The following is a 16,602-nucleotide window of genomic DNA, read 5'->3' as shown; positions in this document are numbered from 1 at the left end:
TCTCCTTAAACTAAAGTTGTTTTAGTACGATATAGGGTATTTTATTGGGAAATATTGGCTGTTTTACAAGATAATGTTTTAGAGCGTTGATTGCGTTTAATACGCAGGAATCCGCCTAGAGTGGCAGCACCTAGTAAACTAACTGTTATATCAGGTTCAGGTACAGATATAGGATCTTTTGTTACATTTAGGCTTAATGGGAAAATCCCACTTTTTAAACCAAATCTTTGAGTAAAGGGTAATTTACCTGGACTAGGATTGGGAATATTAGTAATAAATCCTTGAAAACTTTTCCCAGGATTATTGCTAATGTAAAATTCTAAACTTTTTAAAGAGTTAATTAAATTAGTTTTTGAGGGAGTACTACTGTTTGAGCCAGGAACAAAAAAAGTAAGTTGAATTGGACTACTTGCAAATGAAGCTTGATACTGCACTCCATCGCCACTAAATTCTGGAGTTGGACTAATGCCATCATTTATTAGTGCATCAAAAAGAGCCAAATTGCTTGGGTCAATTTCAGAGACTGTCAGCCTACCAGAATTGAGATTTATGTTGCTACCTACAGGAGAGGTATCAAAATTAAGTTCCGGGTCTCTGATATTTCTCAGATTCAATTGAACTACGTTATCAAAGACTCCAATAGTCTCATCACTTTTAGTTGAATTTAATTCTTCTATCAATGTATTTATATCAAATGTAGCATCAACACCAGGCGCATTAGATGCACCAGAACCTATGAGTCGAGCTTCTGCAACTTCTGGTAAAAAACACACTGCCATTAATAAGAATGGGACTGTTTTAACAAAGATTGATTTCACTAGTTTGTCTCCAATTTGTTGTACTAGTTAAAATTTCATACCAAAATGTTTGCTTTTATCCTACATAGCTTGCTACTAATAGAATAGTATTTCAAGTTTTATTGAAATTCATTTATCTATCCTTTTCAAAAATTAAAAATTTTTATAATTAGAATTAAATATATTAAGCTCCGCTTTTACAGGGTGTTTATCATGGGCTTGGGTTGAGTAATTTTTTTTTGCAAAATTATTGAGAACATTAACTTAGGAAGTATTAAAGCACAAATAACCGTATTTTTACCCAAAGTGTGTTGTTTCTTCATGAAAAAAACATAGGTACTTAAAATTTAAAGTACTTACTAAGCTTTGTTAGGTTTATTAGCGCGATCGCCAACTTACCATAACCACACAAAATACTTTAATTACAAACTAGATTAGGCAACAACCGCGGCTCAACAATCCTGCAAGAAACCATCTAAAATTAAGCTATAAAAAAGCAAAGACACGTAGTGGCTTGTTGCTAGACATTGCCTGCATTATTTCAGATATGCATACAGTTAATAACAGTAGCAACAATCAGTATTAGGTTTTTGACCTTTGCTCGTAATATATGGGTAATGGCTTTGACCACAAGCTTGATGGTTATTAAGAGTGCGAGAATTACTTACATGAAAATTTATTTTGGCAAACTGAGAAAGTAATCCGCCTGTTTGCTTGCAGAAAATACCGAAATGAGAAAGCAAACTGGGGTTTGAGAAAGCAAACTGGAGTTTGAGAAAGCAAACTGGGGTTTGAGAAAGCATTTAGGCTTTTGACTTGCTGAATCTACTGAAATGAGAAAACAAACTGGAGTTTGAGAAAGCATTTAGGCTTTTGACTTGCTGAATCTACTGAAATGAGAAAGCAAACTGGAGTTTGAGAAAGCATTTAGGCAAAATGAGAAAACAAACTGGAGTTTGAGAAAGCATTCAGGTATTTTGCTTACTAAATTAGACTTTATGCCTTTTTCTACACTGGGGCGATCGCATGATATGACTTGTGAAAATTGCAGGGTAGGTTAGACTAAAACCACAACCCACCCATGCAAGCTCTATTAAACATTAAAATGTTGCATCCAAGCTAAGTACAAAGCTAGTACTATCTCGGAACACAGCAATTAAATCACTCTTGTAGTAAAGACCTGTATCTAATGCTGATGTACCACTCAAGTTGATATTCTTGTTAACAGTGTAATCACTGGCGATACCACCAAGGCGAACCTTATCACCTTCCAGCCAATTGAAGTCTGTGATAGTAGCGTATCCAGAGTTACCATCACCGTAGTAACCAACTTCAGTCCAAGAACCGTTGTAACCAAGCCCAAAGGTATCAGCACCAGCACCACCACTTAGAGTATCACGCTCACCGTAACTGTAGGCTTGATAACCATTTATGAAGTCGTTGCCTTCACCGCCAGATAGATAATCGTTACCACGTCCGCCATAAAGCAAGTCATTGCCATTTTCACCATAGATGTAGTCGTTACCATCGTTACCGAAGATCAGATCGTTGCCTCCCTTACCATTAAGGTAATTAGCGCTGTTGTTACCAGTAATGGTATTACCGAGATCGTTACCCCAACCAGCGTCAGCCGTACCTGTTATGGTTAAGTTTTCAACGTTGGCTGCTAAACTGTAGATACTGACAGAAGAATAAATTGTGTCATAACCTTCGCTAGCGTATTCAGTGACAACATCGTTGCTGGAATCTACATAGTAGAAATCATCTCCTGTACCACCATACATTTTGTCATTACCAGTACCGCCAACTACGGTGTCATTGCCTGTGCCACCATAAATAGAATCATCACCAATACCACCGTCGAGATAGTCATTGCCGCTGTCACCGTAGATGGTATCATTTCCACCGTTACCGTAGATGGTATCATTTCCACCCCAACCACCTAAGAAGTTAGCGCTATTATTACCACTAATGATGTTGTTGAGGCCGTTACCTTCACCAGTGTAAGCCGTACCGATTAGGGTTAAGTTTTCAACATTATTCGCCAAGCTATAGATACTAACAGAGGAGTAAATTTTGTCAGTACCTTGACTAGCATATTCCGTGACAACATCGCTCGTGGAATCTACATAGTAAGTATCATTTCCTGTGCCACCAAGCATGTTATCATTACCAATACCTCCAACTAAAGTATCGTTTCCGGCTTCACCGTAAAGGACATCGTTACCTTCGTCACCAGATAGATAATCGTTGCCACGTCGACCAAGGATGGTATCGTTACCTGTACCACCAAACACCCAGTCGTCATCGGATACAGTGTCGTTATAGCCATCAATAATATCTCCAGCATCAATGATGTCATCGCCACCGTAACCGTAAATTGTGTCGTTACCTGCGTAACCAAAAATAGAAATATCTGCGGAGTTTGTGCCGTATATTGTTTCAGAACCGTTAGTACCATAAATAGCCATTGTATATTTCCTCTCAGTCTGCAAATAGAATATGTTTTCAGTTAGATCAACTGGGGTTCACTCAATTGCACCTTTGGTGGTCTTTGAGGTAAACCATTCTGTTGTTCTTTACGACTGCTTTTAGCTTTTATGCACTTACGTGGAAAAAATTTTTGGAAAACAGGCAAATGCTTTCCAGGTAACCAATTCATCTGCTGATGAAGGCTGGACAACGCCATGTATTAAAATGGGGAGGTATTAAATCATAAATGCCTAATTTACATGCAACCCCGTCAGGGCATTATTGAAATCTTTTCTACCTTCGTGCAATTTGATGCAGACGAATTTAACACTTGGGTAAGCGATGCAAAACTACGACGCAGCATCAAAAATTGTTTAGAACAGTCTCCATCTCAGAAGTCTGAGGATTTTTGGGTGCTTTACTGGTACAAAATTTGGCAAATTCAATCTAGCCACCTAGCAGCAGCACATATTTCAGCTTATTTACAAGAGGTGTGCTATTGGGTTGCAAGAAAAATGGCGCTGAACTTCAAAAATCAATCTTCTGTGGCTGATTTTTTTCAAATTGCCATTTCTCGTGTCCAGAAAATCCTGAAAAGATTCAATCCTGAGTACAGTAAGAATCTGAAAGCTTACGCAGAATTTGCTTTTGAAGGTGCTATTAAAGACTCTCTGCGTCTTAATCAAGAAATAGATATTTGCAGTGACTGTGCATTATTGCATAAAATTAGCCGCAAGCGTTTGGTAAATTCTTTAACAAATGCTGGTCTGAATAGTCAAATTATTGACAGTTACGTTTTAGCTTGGGAATGTTTTAAGGAAATCTATACTAGTGATAGCAAAACTACTCGGAAGCTGGCGAAACCAGATTCTGCAACGTGGCAGGTAATTACTGACCTATATAATAGACAACGCTTGAGCCAATTGAGTTCAGCCACTTTTGCAGCTACTCCAGAAAATTTAGAAAAATGGCTGAGTGCTTCTGCTAAAGCTACTCGTGACTTTCTGTTTCCCAAGTTGATTTCTATAGATGCTCCCTCACCTGGTCAAGAATCAGGTAGTTTAGTAGATACAATACCTAATGATTTACAATCATCCTTAATAACAGAAATTGCTGCTCAAGAGGAAGCTGCAATTAGGCAACAGCAACAAGCTGAGTTAAATCAAGTTTTAACCAATGCCCTAGCAGGGCTGGATACTCAGTCACAAAAGCTACTACATCTTTATTACAGCCAAAAGCTCACGCAACAACAAATTGCCCAACAGCTAGATATTAAGCAATATACAGTTTCTCGTCGCCTGATGAGTATCAAGCGCTCATTGCTGCTCACCTTGTCAAATTGGAGACTAAATACTCTGCATATTTCTCCTAGTGCAGTCGTACTGGAGGCCATGAGTCAAGGTTTAGAGGAATGGCTCAAAATTTACTATAGCCATGAAAACTGACGTACTTAAGGTAGAACCAGTTCAATTATGTTTAACGCATTTCCCGCATTTGAGATTGAGTGTGAAACAATTTTAGAAATTATTCAAACGTCACGGGCTTTCAACTCAACTTACTCTACAGCTGGTGGTCGTCAACGCGCTTGGGTGAATCAGCTTTGTTTGAATACATTTTTAACTTGGTTGAGAGAAGAAATTACTCTTGATGCTAGAGTATATCCCAGCATGGCTGTATTACCTAGTTTTTGGGAAGTCGTTAACGGTACAGCCATTACTTTTGATAACTTACGCCTAGTGTTAATTCCGACACTAGCAATGGATGTCGATGAGTTGCGCGTACCGCAAGAATGGGTAGATATTCCAGAGTGGGTTGCTGATTATTACCTAGCAGTGCAAGTAAACCCAGATGATGGCTGGATGCGAATTTTTGGCTACACAACTCATCAAAAACTAAAAAGCATTGGCGTTTATGATGGGAGCGATCGCACTTATAGTTTAGAGTATGAAGATTTAATTCCAGATTTAAATGTTTTGTGGATTACAAAGCAATTTACTGCTGAAGCAACCAGATACGAATTGTCTCCTTTAGCCCCATTATCCCAAACTCAAGCAGAAAATTTATTACAACGATTAGGTGATGCAGATATCAAGTTTCCTCGCTTAGAAGTTCCATTTGATTTTTGGGGAGCATTACTAGCACATGGCGGTTGGCGACAACGATTGTATGAAATGCGGCAAGGTTTTACACAACAAGCATCAATTCTACAATGGCTTCAAGATGGTATATCTAATTTTGCTCAAATATTAGGCTGGGAAAAGCAAGAATTTGTGCCATTGCCTTCGGGAATGCGTAGCCTAGAACCGCAAGCAGCAATTGTGAGATTAACTCGACAGTTACTGATAGCGGGTAACACTTACGAATTAAGGATTTTTCCCAAAGGTAATCCAGAGGAACAAATATGGCGATTTGAGTTACGAAATTCAAACTCAGAAAATCTCATTCCTGCTGGATTTAAACTTAAACTACTAACCGAAGATTTACAACCGTTTATAAATAATGAAGACATTGCAACAGTACCAGTAGAAATGCTATTTCTGGAAGTTATGTTGGAGCCAGGTGAAGGATTAGTGTGGGAGGTAGAACCTTTACCCGAAGACTATGACAGAGAAATTTTGCGCTTTTAATGTACAGTAAAGCTTGGGCTACTCTCAACAAAGCTTAACAACTTGCTTTGCTTATTAATAATAATTACAAATTTACTATCTTTTGTGGATGGTTGCAGGATTAGTAAGAACAATTTTACATGAAAATAAATTTAATATTTATGAAACGAACCGCGAAGGACGCTAAGTACGCCAAGAGAGAAGATGTGATAATTAATTACAAGTTTAGGCAGAATTGGTATAAGTTTACTAAAAACTGTAAAGCTGGTGCTAGAAAGTTGAACATTTTCTATCTTATAGCTTTAGGAACTGCATTAATATGCATCATAATTTCACCTGCTTTAGCAAACATTTCTGGAATCAATGCTAAAACTCCACAATCAGTAATTCAAGTTTCAAAATCTCAAATTCAAGAGGGTCAGGTACTATATAATAGTGGACGGTTTGCTGAGGCAGTGCAAATATTACAGCAAACAGTCAAAGAATATCAAAATCAAGGAGATACCCTTAAACAAGCTGTAGCTTTGGGTAATCTTTCATTAGCTTATCAACAACTTGGAGACTGGAAACAAGCTCAAGAATTAATTACTCAAAGCTTAAAGTTACAGGGATTTAACCAACAAAGTTCTGAAGGAAAAACAATTCAAAATTTGTCAGTTTTGGCTCAAACACTTGATATTCAAGGCCGTCTGCAACTATTAATGGGGCAAGCAGAACAAGCGCTTAATACTTGGAAGCAGACAGAAGGATTTTACATCAAAACTGGAGATCAGAATGGTCTTGCTCTTTCGCGCCTCAATCAAACCCAAGCTTTGCGAAGTTTAGGACTTTATCGCCAAGCCATCGCAACTCTAGAACAGGTAAATCAAACTTTACAATCTCAAGGAGACTCCTTAGAAAAAGTAACAGTGTTGCGTTCTCTCGGTGAAAGCTTACAAAACGCTGTAAAGTTAGAAAAATCCGATCTCGTCTTAAAGCAAAGTTTGCAAATTGCTCAACGTCTAAAATCTCGCACAGATATTGCCTTAAGTCTTCTCAGTTTGGGAAATAATGCTCGTACCCAACAAAAAATTCCCGAAGCGATCGCTTATTATCAACAAACAGTTCAAGTATCCCCTTCATCACTGACTAAAGTTCAAGCGCGACTCAATCACCTCAGCTTACTAGTCGAGGCGCAAAAATTAGCAGCAGCCCAAACCTTAATACCAGAAATTCAATCTCTACTTGACAAACTTCCCCCTTCCCGCGCATCAATTTACGCCCAAATTAACTTTGCTCAAAGTCTCATGAAAGTTGTGAGTGCTGGTAACTCAGCAATCAAAACTCAAGACTCAGAATTATTACTCGCTAAAGCTGTACAGCAAGCCCGAAAATTGGGCGACACGCAAGCAGAAACTTATGCCTTGGGTAATTTGGGTAATTTGTATGAAAAGACACAGCGTTTTACCGAGGCACGTGACCTTACCCAACAAGCTCTTTTGTTAGCAACAGCAAGTAACACACCTGAAAGTGCTTATTTGTGGCAGTGGCAGTTAGGAAGGTTATTAAAGATACAAGGCGATATCAAAGGTGCGATCGCAGCTTATGATGCAGCAGTAGCAACCTTAGAAACTCTTCGCACTGATTTAGTCGCAGTGAATCAGGACGTACAGTTTAACTTTCGAGACAATGTAGAACCAGTGTATCGGGAGTCAGTCGCCTTACTGCTGCAAAATTCCCCAGAAAAACCCAACGAAAAAACATTAGATAAAGCAAGAACACGGATAGAGGCGCTACAGTTAGCAGAACTCGATAATTTTTTTCGAGAAGCTTGTTTACAAGGTCAAAGAGTGCTACTCGATAAAGTAGTAGATGAAGATAACCCCACTGCCGCTATTCTCTATCCAATTATTCTTCCCGACCAACTCCAAGTAATTGTTAAAATTCCCCACCAACCACTGCGAAATTATACAGTTAATAAATCACAGGCTGAAGTAGAAAGTGTTCTCGCCAAACTCCGAGAATATCTTTTAGAACCACATATGACAGAAGAAAGGCTAGCACTTTCTGAGGAAGTCTATGGTTGGTTAATCAAAACAATAGAGTCAGACTTAGAAAAGAGCAATGTTAGTAGTCTCGTGTTTGTACTAGATGGAGCATTACGAAATATACCATTAGCTGCACTGTACGACGGTCAAAAATATTTGGTGGAAAAATATGCCGTTTCCCTCAGCTTGGGACTACAGTTACTATCTCCCAAACCCCTGGCACAAGAACCACTGAGAGTACTGGCAGCAGGGTTAGTGCAACCTCCGCCAGAGTATCAAACATTTTCACCCTTACCAGAAATTAAATCTGAATTTAACCTGATTGCTAAAACAGCAGCATCTACCAAAACACTATTAGACAAAGACTTTACTAGCATTACTCTGGCAAACAATGTTAGTAGCGCTCCCTTTAACGTCCTACATCTGGCAACTCACGGTCAATTTAGTTCGCGTCCAGAAGATACTTTTATTCTCGCTACCGATGGCCCTATCAATGTATTGCAGCTTGATAGCTTGCTGCGCCGTCAAAATGAAAACAGCGCGCAAGCCTTAGATATGTTAGTTTTAAGTGCTTGCCAGACCGCCATGGGCGACAATCGTGCAACCTTAGGGTTGGCAGGAGCATCTATTAAAGCTGGCGCACGTAGTACAGTTGCGTCACTCTGGCATATTAATGATAGATCCACTGCTATCTTAATTGGCGAATTTTACCGCGAGTTAGTCAATGCCAAAGTAACTAAAGCCGAAGCCTTGCGTCGTGCCCAAGTAAAGTTGTTAAAAGAATATCCTAATTACAGTCGCCCTCTTTATTGGGCACCTTATATATTGGTTGGCAATTGGCTTTAACCCGCGCTGATTATTCAAGTAGTGGGTATTGGGCAGGGGGTATTGAATTATCTACATCGGTATTGGTATAAAAATCCTTCTTTGCCTGTTTCTTGTTCCCTATTTTCTAACGCTTATCAGCCACAAAGCACAGCAATCTCCTTCAAAGCTTGCAACAGTTGATGAATTTCTTCGACTGTGTTGTAGTGTGCTAGTCCAATCCGCAGTAAGCCACCACTGCCTTCTACACCTAACCTCTCTGTCAAACCGATCGCATAGAAATGGCCATGCCAAGAAAATATACCGCGATCGCCTAATGCTTTGGCAATACTTTCGGGAGTTTGTCCTGCCAGTCGCAAGGCAACAGTTGGTGTGCGCCAACTAAAGCGCTGCGGATTGGTGATGCCATACAAAGTTAAGCCAGGAATCTCTAAAAGTCCAGGAATTAGCTTTTGGCTCAATTCTCTTTCGTATTGCTGAATAGCTGACATTGCTGCGATCAAAGCAGCCCGACGGCTATGATAAGCAGAGGCTATTGAATGTATTGGTTGCTCTGGTGAACTGAGGAAGCTGGGACAGCGGAATGATTGCACACCCTCCTTGTCAGCTTCTATAAGAGCTGCAATCAACTCGCTATCAACAGCAGGCGAAACATGGCAACCGAGTTTTGCCAAATAGTTAACCGCCGCTACCAACCCAGCCAAACCCTCAAAATTCAAAGTGCCTGTTTCCCAGCGCGATGGTACTTCATCTGGAGCTGGTCTGACTTTATATGGCGTTAATCGGGCAAGATGCTCTCGCTTGCCATACAGAACACCAACGTGGGGGCCGAAGAATTTGTAAGCAGAACAAGCGAGAAAATCGCAATCGAGCGTATGCACATTAATGGGAGCATGGGGAACATAGTGGACTGCATCGACAAAAACCAAAGCACCAACAGCATGGGCAAGACGCACTACCGTCGCCACATCATTAATTGTCCCCACAGCGTTGGATGCATAGCCAACCGCCACCAAACGTGTGCGCTGATTAATCTGGCGTTCGAGTTCAGCCATGTCTAAGGTGCAATCTTCGACATTGATATCTACAACTCGCACAGTTACACCTCGTTCCTCCAACGCATACCAAGGAGAAACATTGGCGTAATGATCGAGTCGCGTCACAATAATTTCATCACCTGGTTGCAGTTCCCGCCCAATAGCTCGACTCAAGCTAAAGGTAAGGGTAGTCATGTTAGCACCAAATACCACCTCATCACTGTGGCATCCCAACAAATCGGCACTGGCAGCACGAGCAGCTGTAATCAGCGCATCTGTACGCGCACTTGTCGCAAAAGCACCGTGAGAATTGGCATTTGACCTCACCATATAGTCATTCATGGCATCAAGTACGGCTCCAGGTACTTGAGTGCCACCGGGGCCATCAAAATAAATTGCAGGTTGACCGTTGATTTTTTGTGTGAATGCAGGAAACTGGGCACGTATCCATTTCAGGTCAAAGGGCTGCATACTAAACTCCTGAGTTGATAGTTTTTTACCTATCTGTTGAGCCACTGCCAAGAATTACATTTGGCAGTTTATTGGTTTTCACAGGCAAGTTATGCTGCACAAGTTAACACAAAAATTTTGTTTCTACACTTTTGGTTACTTCGGGATAGCAACACTTTTAAGGATAGTCATTGGGCCTTGGTCTTTGAGAAGTTGCATTTGTTGTTGATTTCGCACTAGTAGCGCACCTGCAAATCCTAATGAGTTTACAGAAATTGACTCAAATTCCTCCTGCGATCGCGGTACAATCAACATCCATTCTCGTGTTGCTAAGAGATTGTAAGCACCAGATTGTTTGTTACCGTCCACAGCATTTAAACCTACAGCAGTTAACAAGGCATGGTAGCGTTCTAGAGTTGCTTCAGCTCCTGTTAATGGCGACTGCGCCCAATGGGGATTTAGGGCTACAAAAGCGTTTACAAAAGGCAATTTTGGTATTGTAGCGATCGCATCCTGAAATTTTGCCTCTGTTAACAGCGGTGCAATCGGTATCTCCAATCCAGAGGGTACAAGCGGTAATGGTACAATTTGCAAGTGCTTATGTCGCTGACTTGCACCTGCAATTTTACCGCCGTTGTAAAATGCCAAACCTTCGTATTCTGCAAAACAAGTCCACATTGCTGCAAAATCTTCTAGTGTTAGTAAGCTTTCTTGTTCTTCAAAGGCACGAGTAATAATTAGCAGGTGATAATCAACAACGTTGAATTTGTTCAACAGACATACATGAGTCTCAGAAATATCTGCTACAAACAAATCTTCTTCGTAGGGAAGAAAAGGATTAAACTCCTTGCCAGAAGAGGCAGTTTGTTTTGCTTGTTTCTGCTTGGCTGCATCCTTGCGAACAAGATTAGACAAAATCCTCACTAAGAAGCGAACATCACTTTGCTCAACGAACTCAAACTCTGTTGGTATCGACAGTAACGCTCCGCATTTCAAAGCGTGTTCAGTACGCCCTACGACACTTTTCCATAACGTGCCAGGTTGCAGTAATATTTTACCCTGTGTCATTTCTGTTTCTTCAGGCATGGTGAAATATTTTAGCAGTATGTTTAGGCAAGGGGTAAGCTGTTACACATCTAATTTGCACATTGAGACACTTCTAGGAGCAGAGGGGCTTCAGGTGCAGGGGAGAAGAATTGACGCTTTTTCTCCAAAATTAAAAATATGCACGTTAAATGTGCATTAGCTTAATTATCTTTTCAGTTTCTTTCCCCTAACCTACGGTTCACAACACAAGTACTTTGGTTCACAACACAAGTACTTTGATTCACAACACAAGTACTTTGATTCACAACGCAAGTCTTTTGGTTCACAACACAAGTCTTTTGGTTCACAACGCAAGTCTTTTGGTTCACAACACAAGTCTTTTGGTTCACAACGCAAGTCTTTTGGTTCACAACGCAAGTCTGTTTTGAGACTTTGCTTTTCATATCATGTTCGGATAAATAATTGTCATTGCAAGCGTTCGCGTTAGCGTCTCGAAGAGAAGCGACGCATAAGTCCTAAGCCCTTCGGGCACGCTGCGCGAACACAGAGACTTTGTGGTTGGGTCGTTCCACTTCGTTGCATTCGCAATGACGTTTTATAACTGATCAGCCGAACATGATATGACAGGTTACGAAGAGTAAAGTCCAGTCTCGTCACCTGGAGGAAATATAACGATTGTGGTGCTAAAGCTAAACGCGACAGGTAGAAAAACCTCTGCCATCCACTGCACCTCTGATTCCTAAGCGAACAGCGTTAACACGTTGAGCGGGAGTTCCATGATGATGTCTGCTGCCCCACTGATAATCTCCAAGGTGATAAGCTAGGCTAGAAATTTCCAAAATGTCGCGATCGTCTAAAACAATATTAGGAATCAACCCCAAATAAACTCCTGCTAAACAATCTGCTTGTAGTTCTGATATGGGCGTAACACGTGGTTGAAATCTGTAGGCAGTTTGCATGGCATGAGCATATTCATGTGCAACTATATAAGCTAAAGCAGCATCTCCAAAATAATATGCCATTCGGATATCCTGTCTAGTAATATAAACAGTGTGGTTTAGTTTGCAGTAATGACTACCATAAATACGCCCACAACGACCACGAGAACCTTGAGCAACGTTCCACACTAATTGTGGTGTGGCTCGATAGCCATGAATGTGTTGAATGCCTGCATAAACTCCATCGACTACAGCTTTAGGTGCCCATTCTGCCTTAACAGGTACAGATACTAGCACAGAAGTAATACTAATTAGAGCCGTAGTCAGTGCCTTGAGTGCTTTCATTGTCGCCTAATCAGTGCGCTCATAGAGTTCCCAGCCAATGGCCACAGTCCGCATTTGTGACTCCACAAACAGCAGCACACGTCCAATAATAAATAGATGATAATCTCGAAATTTCAGGACTGCAAAGGGATTGTGTTGTGCAACCTGAGCGTTAAAGGGATTTGAGTTCCGTTTGCTCGAAGACATTTTTGAGTAGAGCTAACCCTTGTTCAATGTGAGAAATTTCTTCAGATGACATACCTTTGAGCAGGTCGGCAATGTGCGATCGCGTATGATTGAGAGATTGCTGAAGATGATACTTACCGTCATCAGTAAGATTGAGGACTATCCGTCGTCGCTCTTGAGGATGGTGATAGCGTTCTACCAAGTTGCGTTGTACTAACCGTTCTATCGTTGCTGATGCTGTGGCAGCAGTGACACCGAGATGATCTGCCAAATCAGATAATGAAGCACCAGGATTGCGGTTGATAAATGCGAGCGATCGCAACTGAGGTATAGATAAGAAACCAGCATTGTGGGCACGCATCTGGGATCGGATAAACCGCATCACTAATGGAACTGTATCCATTACTCTGGCAGCACATTCGTCGGAAGTTGCACCTTGAGAGGGTTTATCCAAACTCATAGGATAGTTTTTCTCCTGATTACATTGCCATCCGTGGATAAATTTTGCCACAGATGAGGGTCAAGCCTATTAATGTTAGCAGGAGAAGGGTTAGGATATTGCCCTGCTGATTACTTTAATATAGGACTAATATTTTTTTTGAAATATACGTAGGGTGGGCCCACCAAAACCTGGATCTGGTGGGCAATGCCCACCCTACACTTAAGCTTCGGTGTACGGAATTTTTTCAAAAATCAAACCGGATTCCTATAACTGTATTTTGCGTAAGTCCTAGTTATGCGATCAATTTCTCCCAGCCCCCATTCCCCGCCGCGCAATAAATCCTACATGACCTTTTGCCAAATGATATTTACCATAACTACGGATTGTTTGAACCCGAAAGCCTACTTGACGAAGTTCTCTAGCAACATCTGTCGCTTTATACAACCGTAAACAGTGTATTTCGTCAGATCGTCGATACTGTTGCCCCACTTTACGAAAGCTAATAATTTTGCGAGTTAATGTTTGTTGTTCTCGATTCTCTTCTTTTTCGACTAGAACTACCCAGTCTTTGCCTTCTGTGAATCCTTTACTGATAGTTCCCTGTTTAACTTGTCCTGTCTCTGCAATGTCGAAGATAAATACACCTCCAGGCTTTAATGCGTCATATATGCGATAGAAGAGTTGAATAAGTGTTTGGCTTTCATTGTCTGGATCAAATAGATAACTTAGGCATTCACCGATTGAAGTGATGGCGTTGCACGGCGGAATGTCGGTTTTAAAGAGTGATCCAACTCGAAATTCGGCATTTGGCGCTTTTTCTCGTGCAATAGCAATCATTGATTCCGAAATATCGACTCCTAAAACATCATAGTTAGCCTTGGTAAGTTCTTGTGCCCATAATCCACTTCCGCAACCCAAGTCAACTACTAAGCCTGCACAAATTTTGCTGCAATTGAGGATTTCTAGAATGCCAGGTGCAGATTTGAGAGCAAAGTCCCGAAAACCGACATCATGAATAAAGGCGAGGTCTTCTTTATACCACTGATTCATCTGTCAACCAAACTCACGACATACTTACCCAATCTATAGGACTTATATTTGATTTTTGAACAAAATTCAGTACACCTTTATTCCTTCTTCCCAGTCCCCAGTCCCCAATCCCCAGTCCCTTACCTCTACGAGTGATTCAGAAATCAAATCGGATTGCTATAGGGTGCTACGATATAGCGATCGCCTGCTTCAAATACCGATTCTAATTGATGATGTAGTAGTTCGAGATTCGCAGGCTATTCTAGTCTATCTAGCGCGACGCTATGTTAATGAGGAATAGATGCCTGATTCAAGGGTTTGCAAATCTGGCACTTCTAAGTCAGGTTGAGCAACTACTGGTAAGGTAGCACCAGTACCTGCTTGTCCTGCTCTCCGGTTCACCCAAATTGTTGACAGCCCTAGAGACTTGGCCGGAATGATGTCATGATAAATACTACATGCAACGTGTAATATTTGTTCTATGGGGAGGTCAATTCTCTCTATTGCTACTCTAAAATTATTGATAGACGGTTTGTAGCTTTTTACCTGCTCTGCTGTAATAATCCAGTCAAATTCAACCTTTAAGTGTTGTGCAGAGAAGGCAAACAGATCGTCATCTACATTAGAAATAATTGCCAGCTTATATTTTTTCTTAAGAGATTGCAGCGCCTCAACTGTATCTGGGAAAGGCAACCAATTCTTAATTGAATCAGCCAGAGAATAAAGCTCTTTGGAATCAGGCTCAAAAGCAAATTGCTCACCGAATTTTTGGTATACTCTGCTTAGAACTTCTTTATATTTTATATATTCTTTTTTTTGGATATCTGCCTCAAATTTAGCAAATTTTTCCAAAATTTGGTCATCATTCAAATTAATCCCATGAACAAATAAAAGTGGTTTTAAGGCTGTTAAAATGCCGTTTTCCCAATCGATTAAGGTTCCATAGCAATCAAACGTTAAAACTTTGTACTGTTCAAAGTTAATCACCTTTTATACTCCATGCTAAGTTGATGATATTAATTTCTAGGTAGGGCATCGCTACCGGAAACTTTTCATCTAGGGTTACTCTTGTATTTTTACCATGTTTGAACATATCTATCTGAGTCTATAAGAATCCGCTTTAAAAATGACCTACTTGTAAAGCTTAAGTAAGGTGGGCATTGCCCACCTTACTACGTGTCGGCGTGGGTGTTAATTTTTATAATTAAGAGTTTAGTTTAACTACGCTGTATTCAATCTAGTAGCCTATTTTGCCCTGGCAATATGTCTGTTTCTCTTATTTTAGCTAGAAATACGCATTCATTAAGTCTGAACAATTTTTTAGAAAAGCTTAACCTAAATTTGTACTAATTTTAACTCAACCTTTGCTAATCCTGTAAGTCTTAATAAGAAGATTGTGTGGTCAAAATTTTACAATACAACAATTAATTGGAGTTTAGATGTATCAATTCCATCAACCCAGAGCCAAAATCCAGATTCAAGGCTCTTATAAGTTGCTGTTCAATGCGTTAAGGCTTTTAGATTCATGAAACTGCAACTTCTCAATTTCTATGTATTCTGAGCAAAAAAGTAGAGTTTAGAACCACAAAATCTATAGACGCTAAGGATCAAAGGACACTGTGTTGCAGGTATTGTTTAGCAACGTTTGGGTTCCCTACGTTATGGTGACCGCCATCCTGATGAAACTAATGTTTCTGACATCTAAATCTACAGCACTATTGTGCATTTTTTCTTTGGAGTTTTCTTAATAAATGTGAGGAGTATAAATGCTTGAGGCTATCGCTGTTGCTTGGCTATTACTGTTTTTTGGCGATTTCCTTTCAACCTTCGTTTATCACGTACCTGAGCATGTTTTTGGTAGCCTCCACTTGAAAACGCACCACTCTTGGAAGAAAGACTTCCGCCACTATGCTATTTTGACCTTAAATCCTCAGGTTTTATTAGATGGTGTCTTGGGTGCTTTACCTTATGTGCTGATGGCAATAGTTCTGTGGTCTTTTTCTCCAATCGGCGTAATATTTGGACTACTCTTGGGTCAGTTTCATGTTTGGTGGAGACATATAAGTGCCTTGAATTGGCAAACTCCAAAGCCTGTAACTGTTTTGTGTCAGATTCTATTTATTACAACTCCTGAAAGGCATTGGCTACATCATCAAAAAACTAATCACGGTTTCGGAGATATTTTTACCTTCTTTGAGCAGCCATCGCTAATTTGGTTACGTTGGCTACGCCTACTTAGGCTTCATTTGCACTACTCACCGAAACAGTGTTGAGTCAAAAGAGTACTGTTACCAAGTTGCAATCAAAGGTAACATTTGTCATTGCGAGCGAAACAAAGTGGAGTGAAGTAATCTCCCTTAACGAGAAAGGCGTTGCATAATAGAGGGATGAGTTGAGGTTGTCTACTGTGCAATGTCCATAC

Annotated in this window: 13 protein-coding genes and 1 pseudogene; 5 read left to right on the top strand and 9 right to left on the bottom strand. The window is 40.4% G+C overall.

Annotated elements, in window-relative coordinates:
* Positions 1-41: 41 nt before the first annotated feature.
* Both AC5JL8_RS29165 and AC5JL8_RS29160 read right to left on the bottom strand, forming a co-directional pair.
* The gene (locus tag AC5JL8_RS29165; RefSeq protein ID WP_495883171.1) at positions 42-818 is read right to left on the bottom strand and encodes a hypothetical protein; all 777 of its coding nucleotides are present in this window, start codon (positions 816-818) and stop codon (positions 42-44) included.
* 1,079 nt (positions 819-1,897) lie between these two features.
* Positions 1,898-3,268, bottom strand: a complete 1,371-nt coding sequence (locus tag AC5JL8_RS29160; protein WP_495883170.1) for a calcium-binding protein — start codon at positions 3,266-3,268, stop codon at positions 1,898-1,900.
* A gap of 261 nt (positions 3,269-3,529) precedes the next feature.
* On the opposite strand from AC5JL8_RS29160, the gene AC5JL8_RS29155 reads away from it, so the two are divergent.
* From AC5JL8_RS29155 to AC5JL8_RS29145, 3 genes are all read left to right on the top strand, one after another.
* A complete protein-coding gene (locus AC5JL8_RS29155) occupies positions 3,530-4,714 on the top strand; it encodes a sigma-70 family RNA polymerase sigma factor (RefSeq protein ID WP_495883169.1) in 1,185 nt (394 codons plus the stop codon).
* A 27-nt stretch (positions 4,715-4,741) separates the two neighbouring features.
* Positions 4,742-5,896, top strand: a complete 1,155-nt coding sequence (locus AC5JL8_RS29150; protein WP_495883168.1) for a DUF1822 family protein — start codon at positions 4,742-4,744, stop codon at positions 5,894-5,896.
* A gap of 140 nt (positions 5,897-6,036) precedes the next feature.
* A complete protein-coding gene (locus AC5JL8_RS29145) occupies positions 6,037-8,748 on the top strand; it encodes a CHAT domain-containing protein (protein WP_495883167.1) in 2,712 nt (903 codons plus the stop codon).
* Between the two features lie 116 nt (positions 8,749-8,864).
* On the opposite strand, the gene AC5JL8_RS29140 is transcribed toward AC5JL8_RS29145, so the two are convergent.
* The 6 genes and pseudogenes from AC5JL8_RS29140 to AC5JL8_RS29115 all read right to left on the bottom strand — a co-directional run bounded on the left by AC5JL8_RS29140 (position 8,865) and on the right by AC5JL8_RS29115 (position 14,201).
* The gene (locus tag AC5JL8_RS29140; RefSeq protein WP_495883185.1) at positions 8,865-10,235 is read right to left on the bottom strand and encodes a cysteine desulfurase-like protein; all 1,371 of its coding nucleotides are present in this window, start codon (positions 10,233-10,235) and stop codon (positions 8,865-8,867) included.
* Positions 10,236-10,370: 135 nt separating this feature from the next.
* Positions 10,371-11,282, bottom strand: a complete 912-nt coding sequence (locus AC5JL8_RS29135; RefSeq protein WP_495883184.1) for an ATP adenylyltransferase family protein — start codon at positions 11,280-11,282, stop codon at positions 10,371-10,373.
* Between the two features lie 668 nt (positions 11,283-11,950).
* Positions 11,951-12,544, bottom strand: coding sequence for a neutral zinc metallopeptidase (locus tag AC5JL8_RS29130; protein WP_495883166.1), 594 nt, complete (start codon positions 12,542-12,544; stop codon positions 11,951-11,953).
* 9 nt (positions 12,545-12,553) lie between these two features.
* A pseudogene (locus AC5JL8_RS29125) lies at positions 12,554-12,730 on the bottom strand (MFS transporter); the annotation flags it as partial.
* A complete protein-coding gene (locus AC5JL8_RS29120) occupies positions 12,696-13,169 on the bottom strand; it encodes a MarR family winged helix-turn-helix transcriptional regulator (RefSeq protein WP_495883165.1) in 474 nt (157 codons plus the stop codon). The pseudogene AC5JL8_RS29125 and the gene AC5JL8_RS29120, both read right to left, overlap by 35 nt.
* Positions 13,170-13,451: 282 nt before the next feature.
* The gene (locus AC5JL8_RS29115; RefSeq protein WP_495883164.1) at positions 13,452-14,201 is read right to left on the bottom strand and encodes a class I SAM-dependent methyltransferase; all 750 of its coding nucleotides are present in this window, start codon (positions 14,199-14,201) and stop codon (positions 13,452-13,454) included.
* A 55-nt stretch (positions 14,202-14,256) separates the two neighbouring features.
* Here AC5JL8_RS29115 and AC5JL8_RS29110 point away from each other — a divergent pair, with 55 nt between their 5' ends.
* Positions 14,257-14,481 (top strand): hypothetical protein, encoded by a 225-nt coding sequence (locus tag AC5JL8_RS29110; protein ID WP_495883163.1) that lies wholly within the window; start codon positions 14,257-14,259, stop codon positions 14,479-14,481.
* Here AC5JL8_RS29110 and AC5JL8_RS29105 read toward each other — a convergent pair.
* The gene (locus AC5JL8_RS29105; RefSeq protein WP_495883162.1) at positions 14,463-15,167 is read right to left on the bottom strand and encodes a haloacid dehalogenase type II; all 705 of its coding nucleotides are present in this window, start codon (positions 15,165-15,167) and stop codon (positions 14,463-14,465) included. The genes AC5JL8_RS29110 and AC5JL8_RS29105 overlap by 19 nt on opposite strands.
* 779 nt (positions 15,168-15,946) lie before the next feature.
* On the opposite strand from AC5JL8_RS29105, the gene AC5JL8_RS29100 reads away from it, so the two are divergent.
* Entirely contained in the window at positions 15,947-16,453 is a 507-nt protein-coding gene (locus AC5JL8_RS29100) for a sterol desaturase family protein (protein ID WP_495883161.1), read from the top strand.
* Positions 16,454-16,602: the final 149 nt, after the last annotated feature.

This window comes from Mojavia sp. (assembly GCF_059505145.1).
The sequence above is the reverse complement of the archived record's forward strand: the minus strand, read 5'-3'. Positions and strand labels throughout refer to the sequence as shown.

Bases quoted from the DNA above. Each gene is read 5' to 3' on its own strand.
- AC5JL8_RS29160 (WP_495883170.1), bottom strand. From the start codon at position 3,268: ATGGCTATTTATGGTACTAACGGTTCTGAAACAATATACGGCACAAAC.
- AC5JL8_RS29155 (WP_495883169.1), top strand. From the start codon at position 3,530: ATGCAACCCCGTCAGGGCATTATTGAAATCTTTTCTACCTTCGTGCAA.
- AC5JL8_RS29150 (WP_495883168.1), top strand. From the start codon at position 4,742: ATGTTTAACGCATTTCCCGCATTTGAGATTGAGTGTGAAACAATTTTA.
- AC5JL8_RS29145 (WP_495883167.1), top strand. From the start codon at position 6,037: ATGAAACGAACCGCGAAGGACGCTAAGTACGCCAAGAGAGAAGATGTG.
- AC5JL8_RS29140 (WP_495883185.1), bottom strand. From the start codon at position 10,235: ATGCAGCCCTTTGACCTGAAATGGATACGTGCCCAGTTTCCTGCATTC.
- AC5JL8_RS29135 (WP_495883184.1), bottom strand. From the start codon at position 11,282: ATGACACAGGGTAAAATATTACTGCAACCTGGCACGTTATGGAAAAGT.
- AC5JL8_RS29130 (WP_495883166.1), bottom strand. From the start codon at position 12,544: ATGAAAGCACTCAAGGCACTGACTACGGCTCTAATTAGTATTACTTCT.
- AC5JL8_RS29120 (WP_495883165.1), bottom strand. From the start codon at position 13,169: ATGAGTTTGGATAAACCCTCTCAAGGTGCAACTTCCGACGAATGTGCT.
- AC5JL8_RS29115 (WP_495883164.1), bottom strand. From the start codon at position 14,201: ATGAATCAGTGGTATAAAGAAGACCTCGCCTTTATTCATGATGTCGGT.
- AC5JL8_RS29100 (WP_495883161.1), top strand. From the start codon at position 15,947: ATGCTTGAGGCTATCGCTGTTGCTTGGCTATTACTGTTTTTTGGCGAT.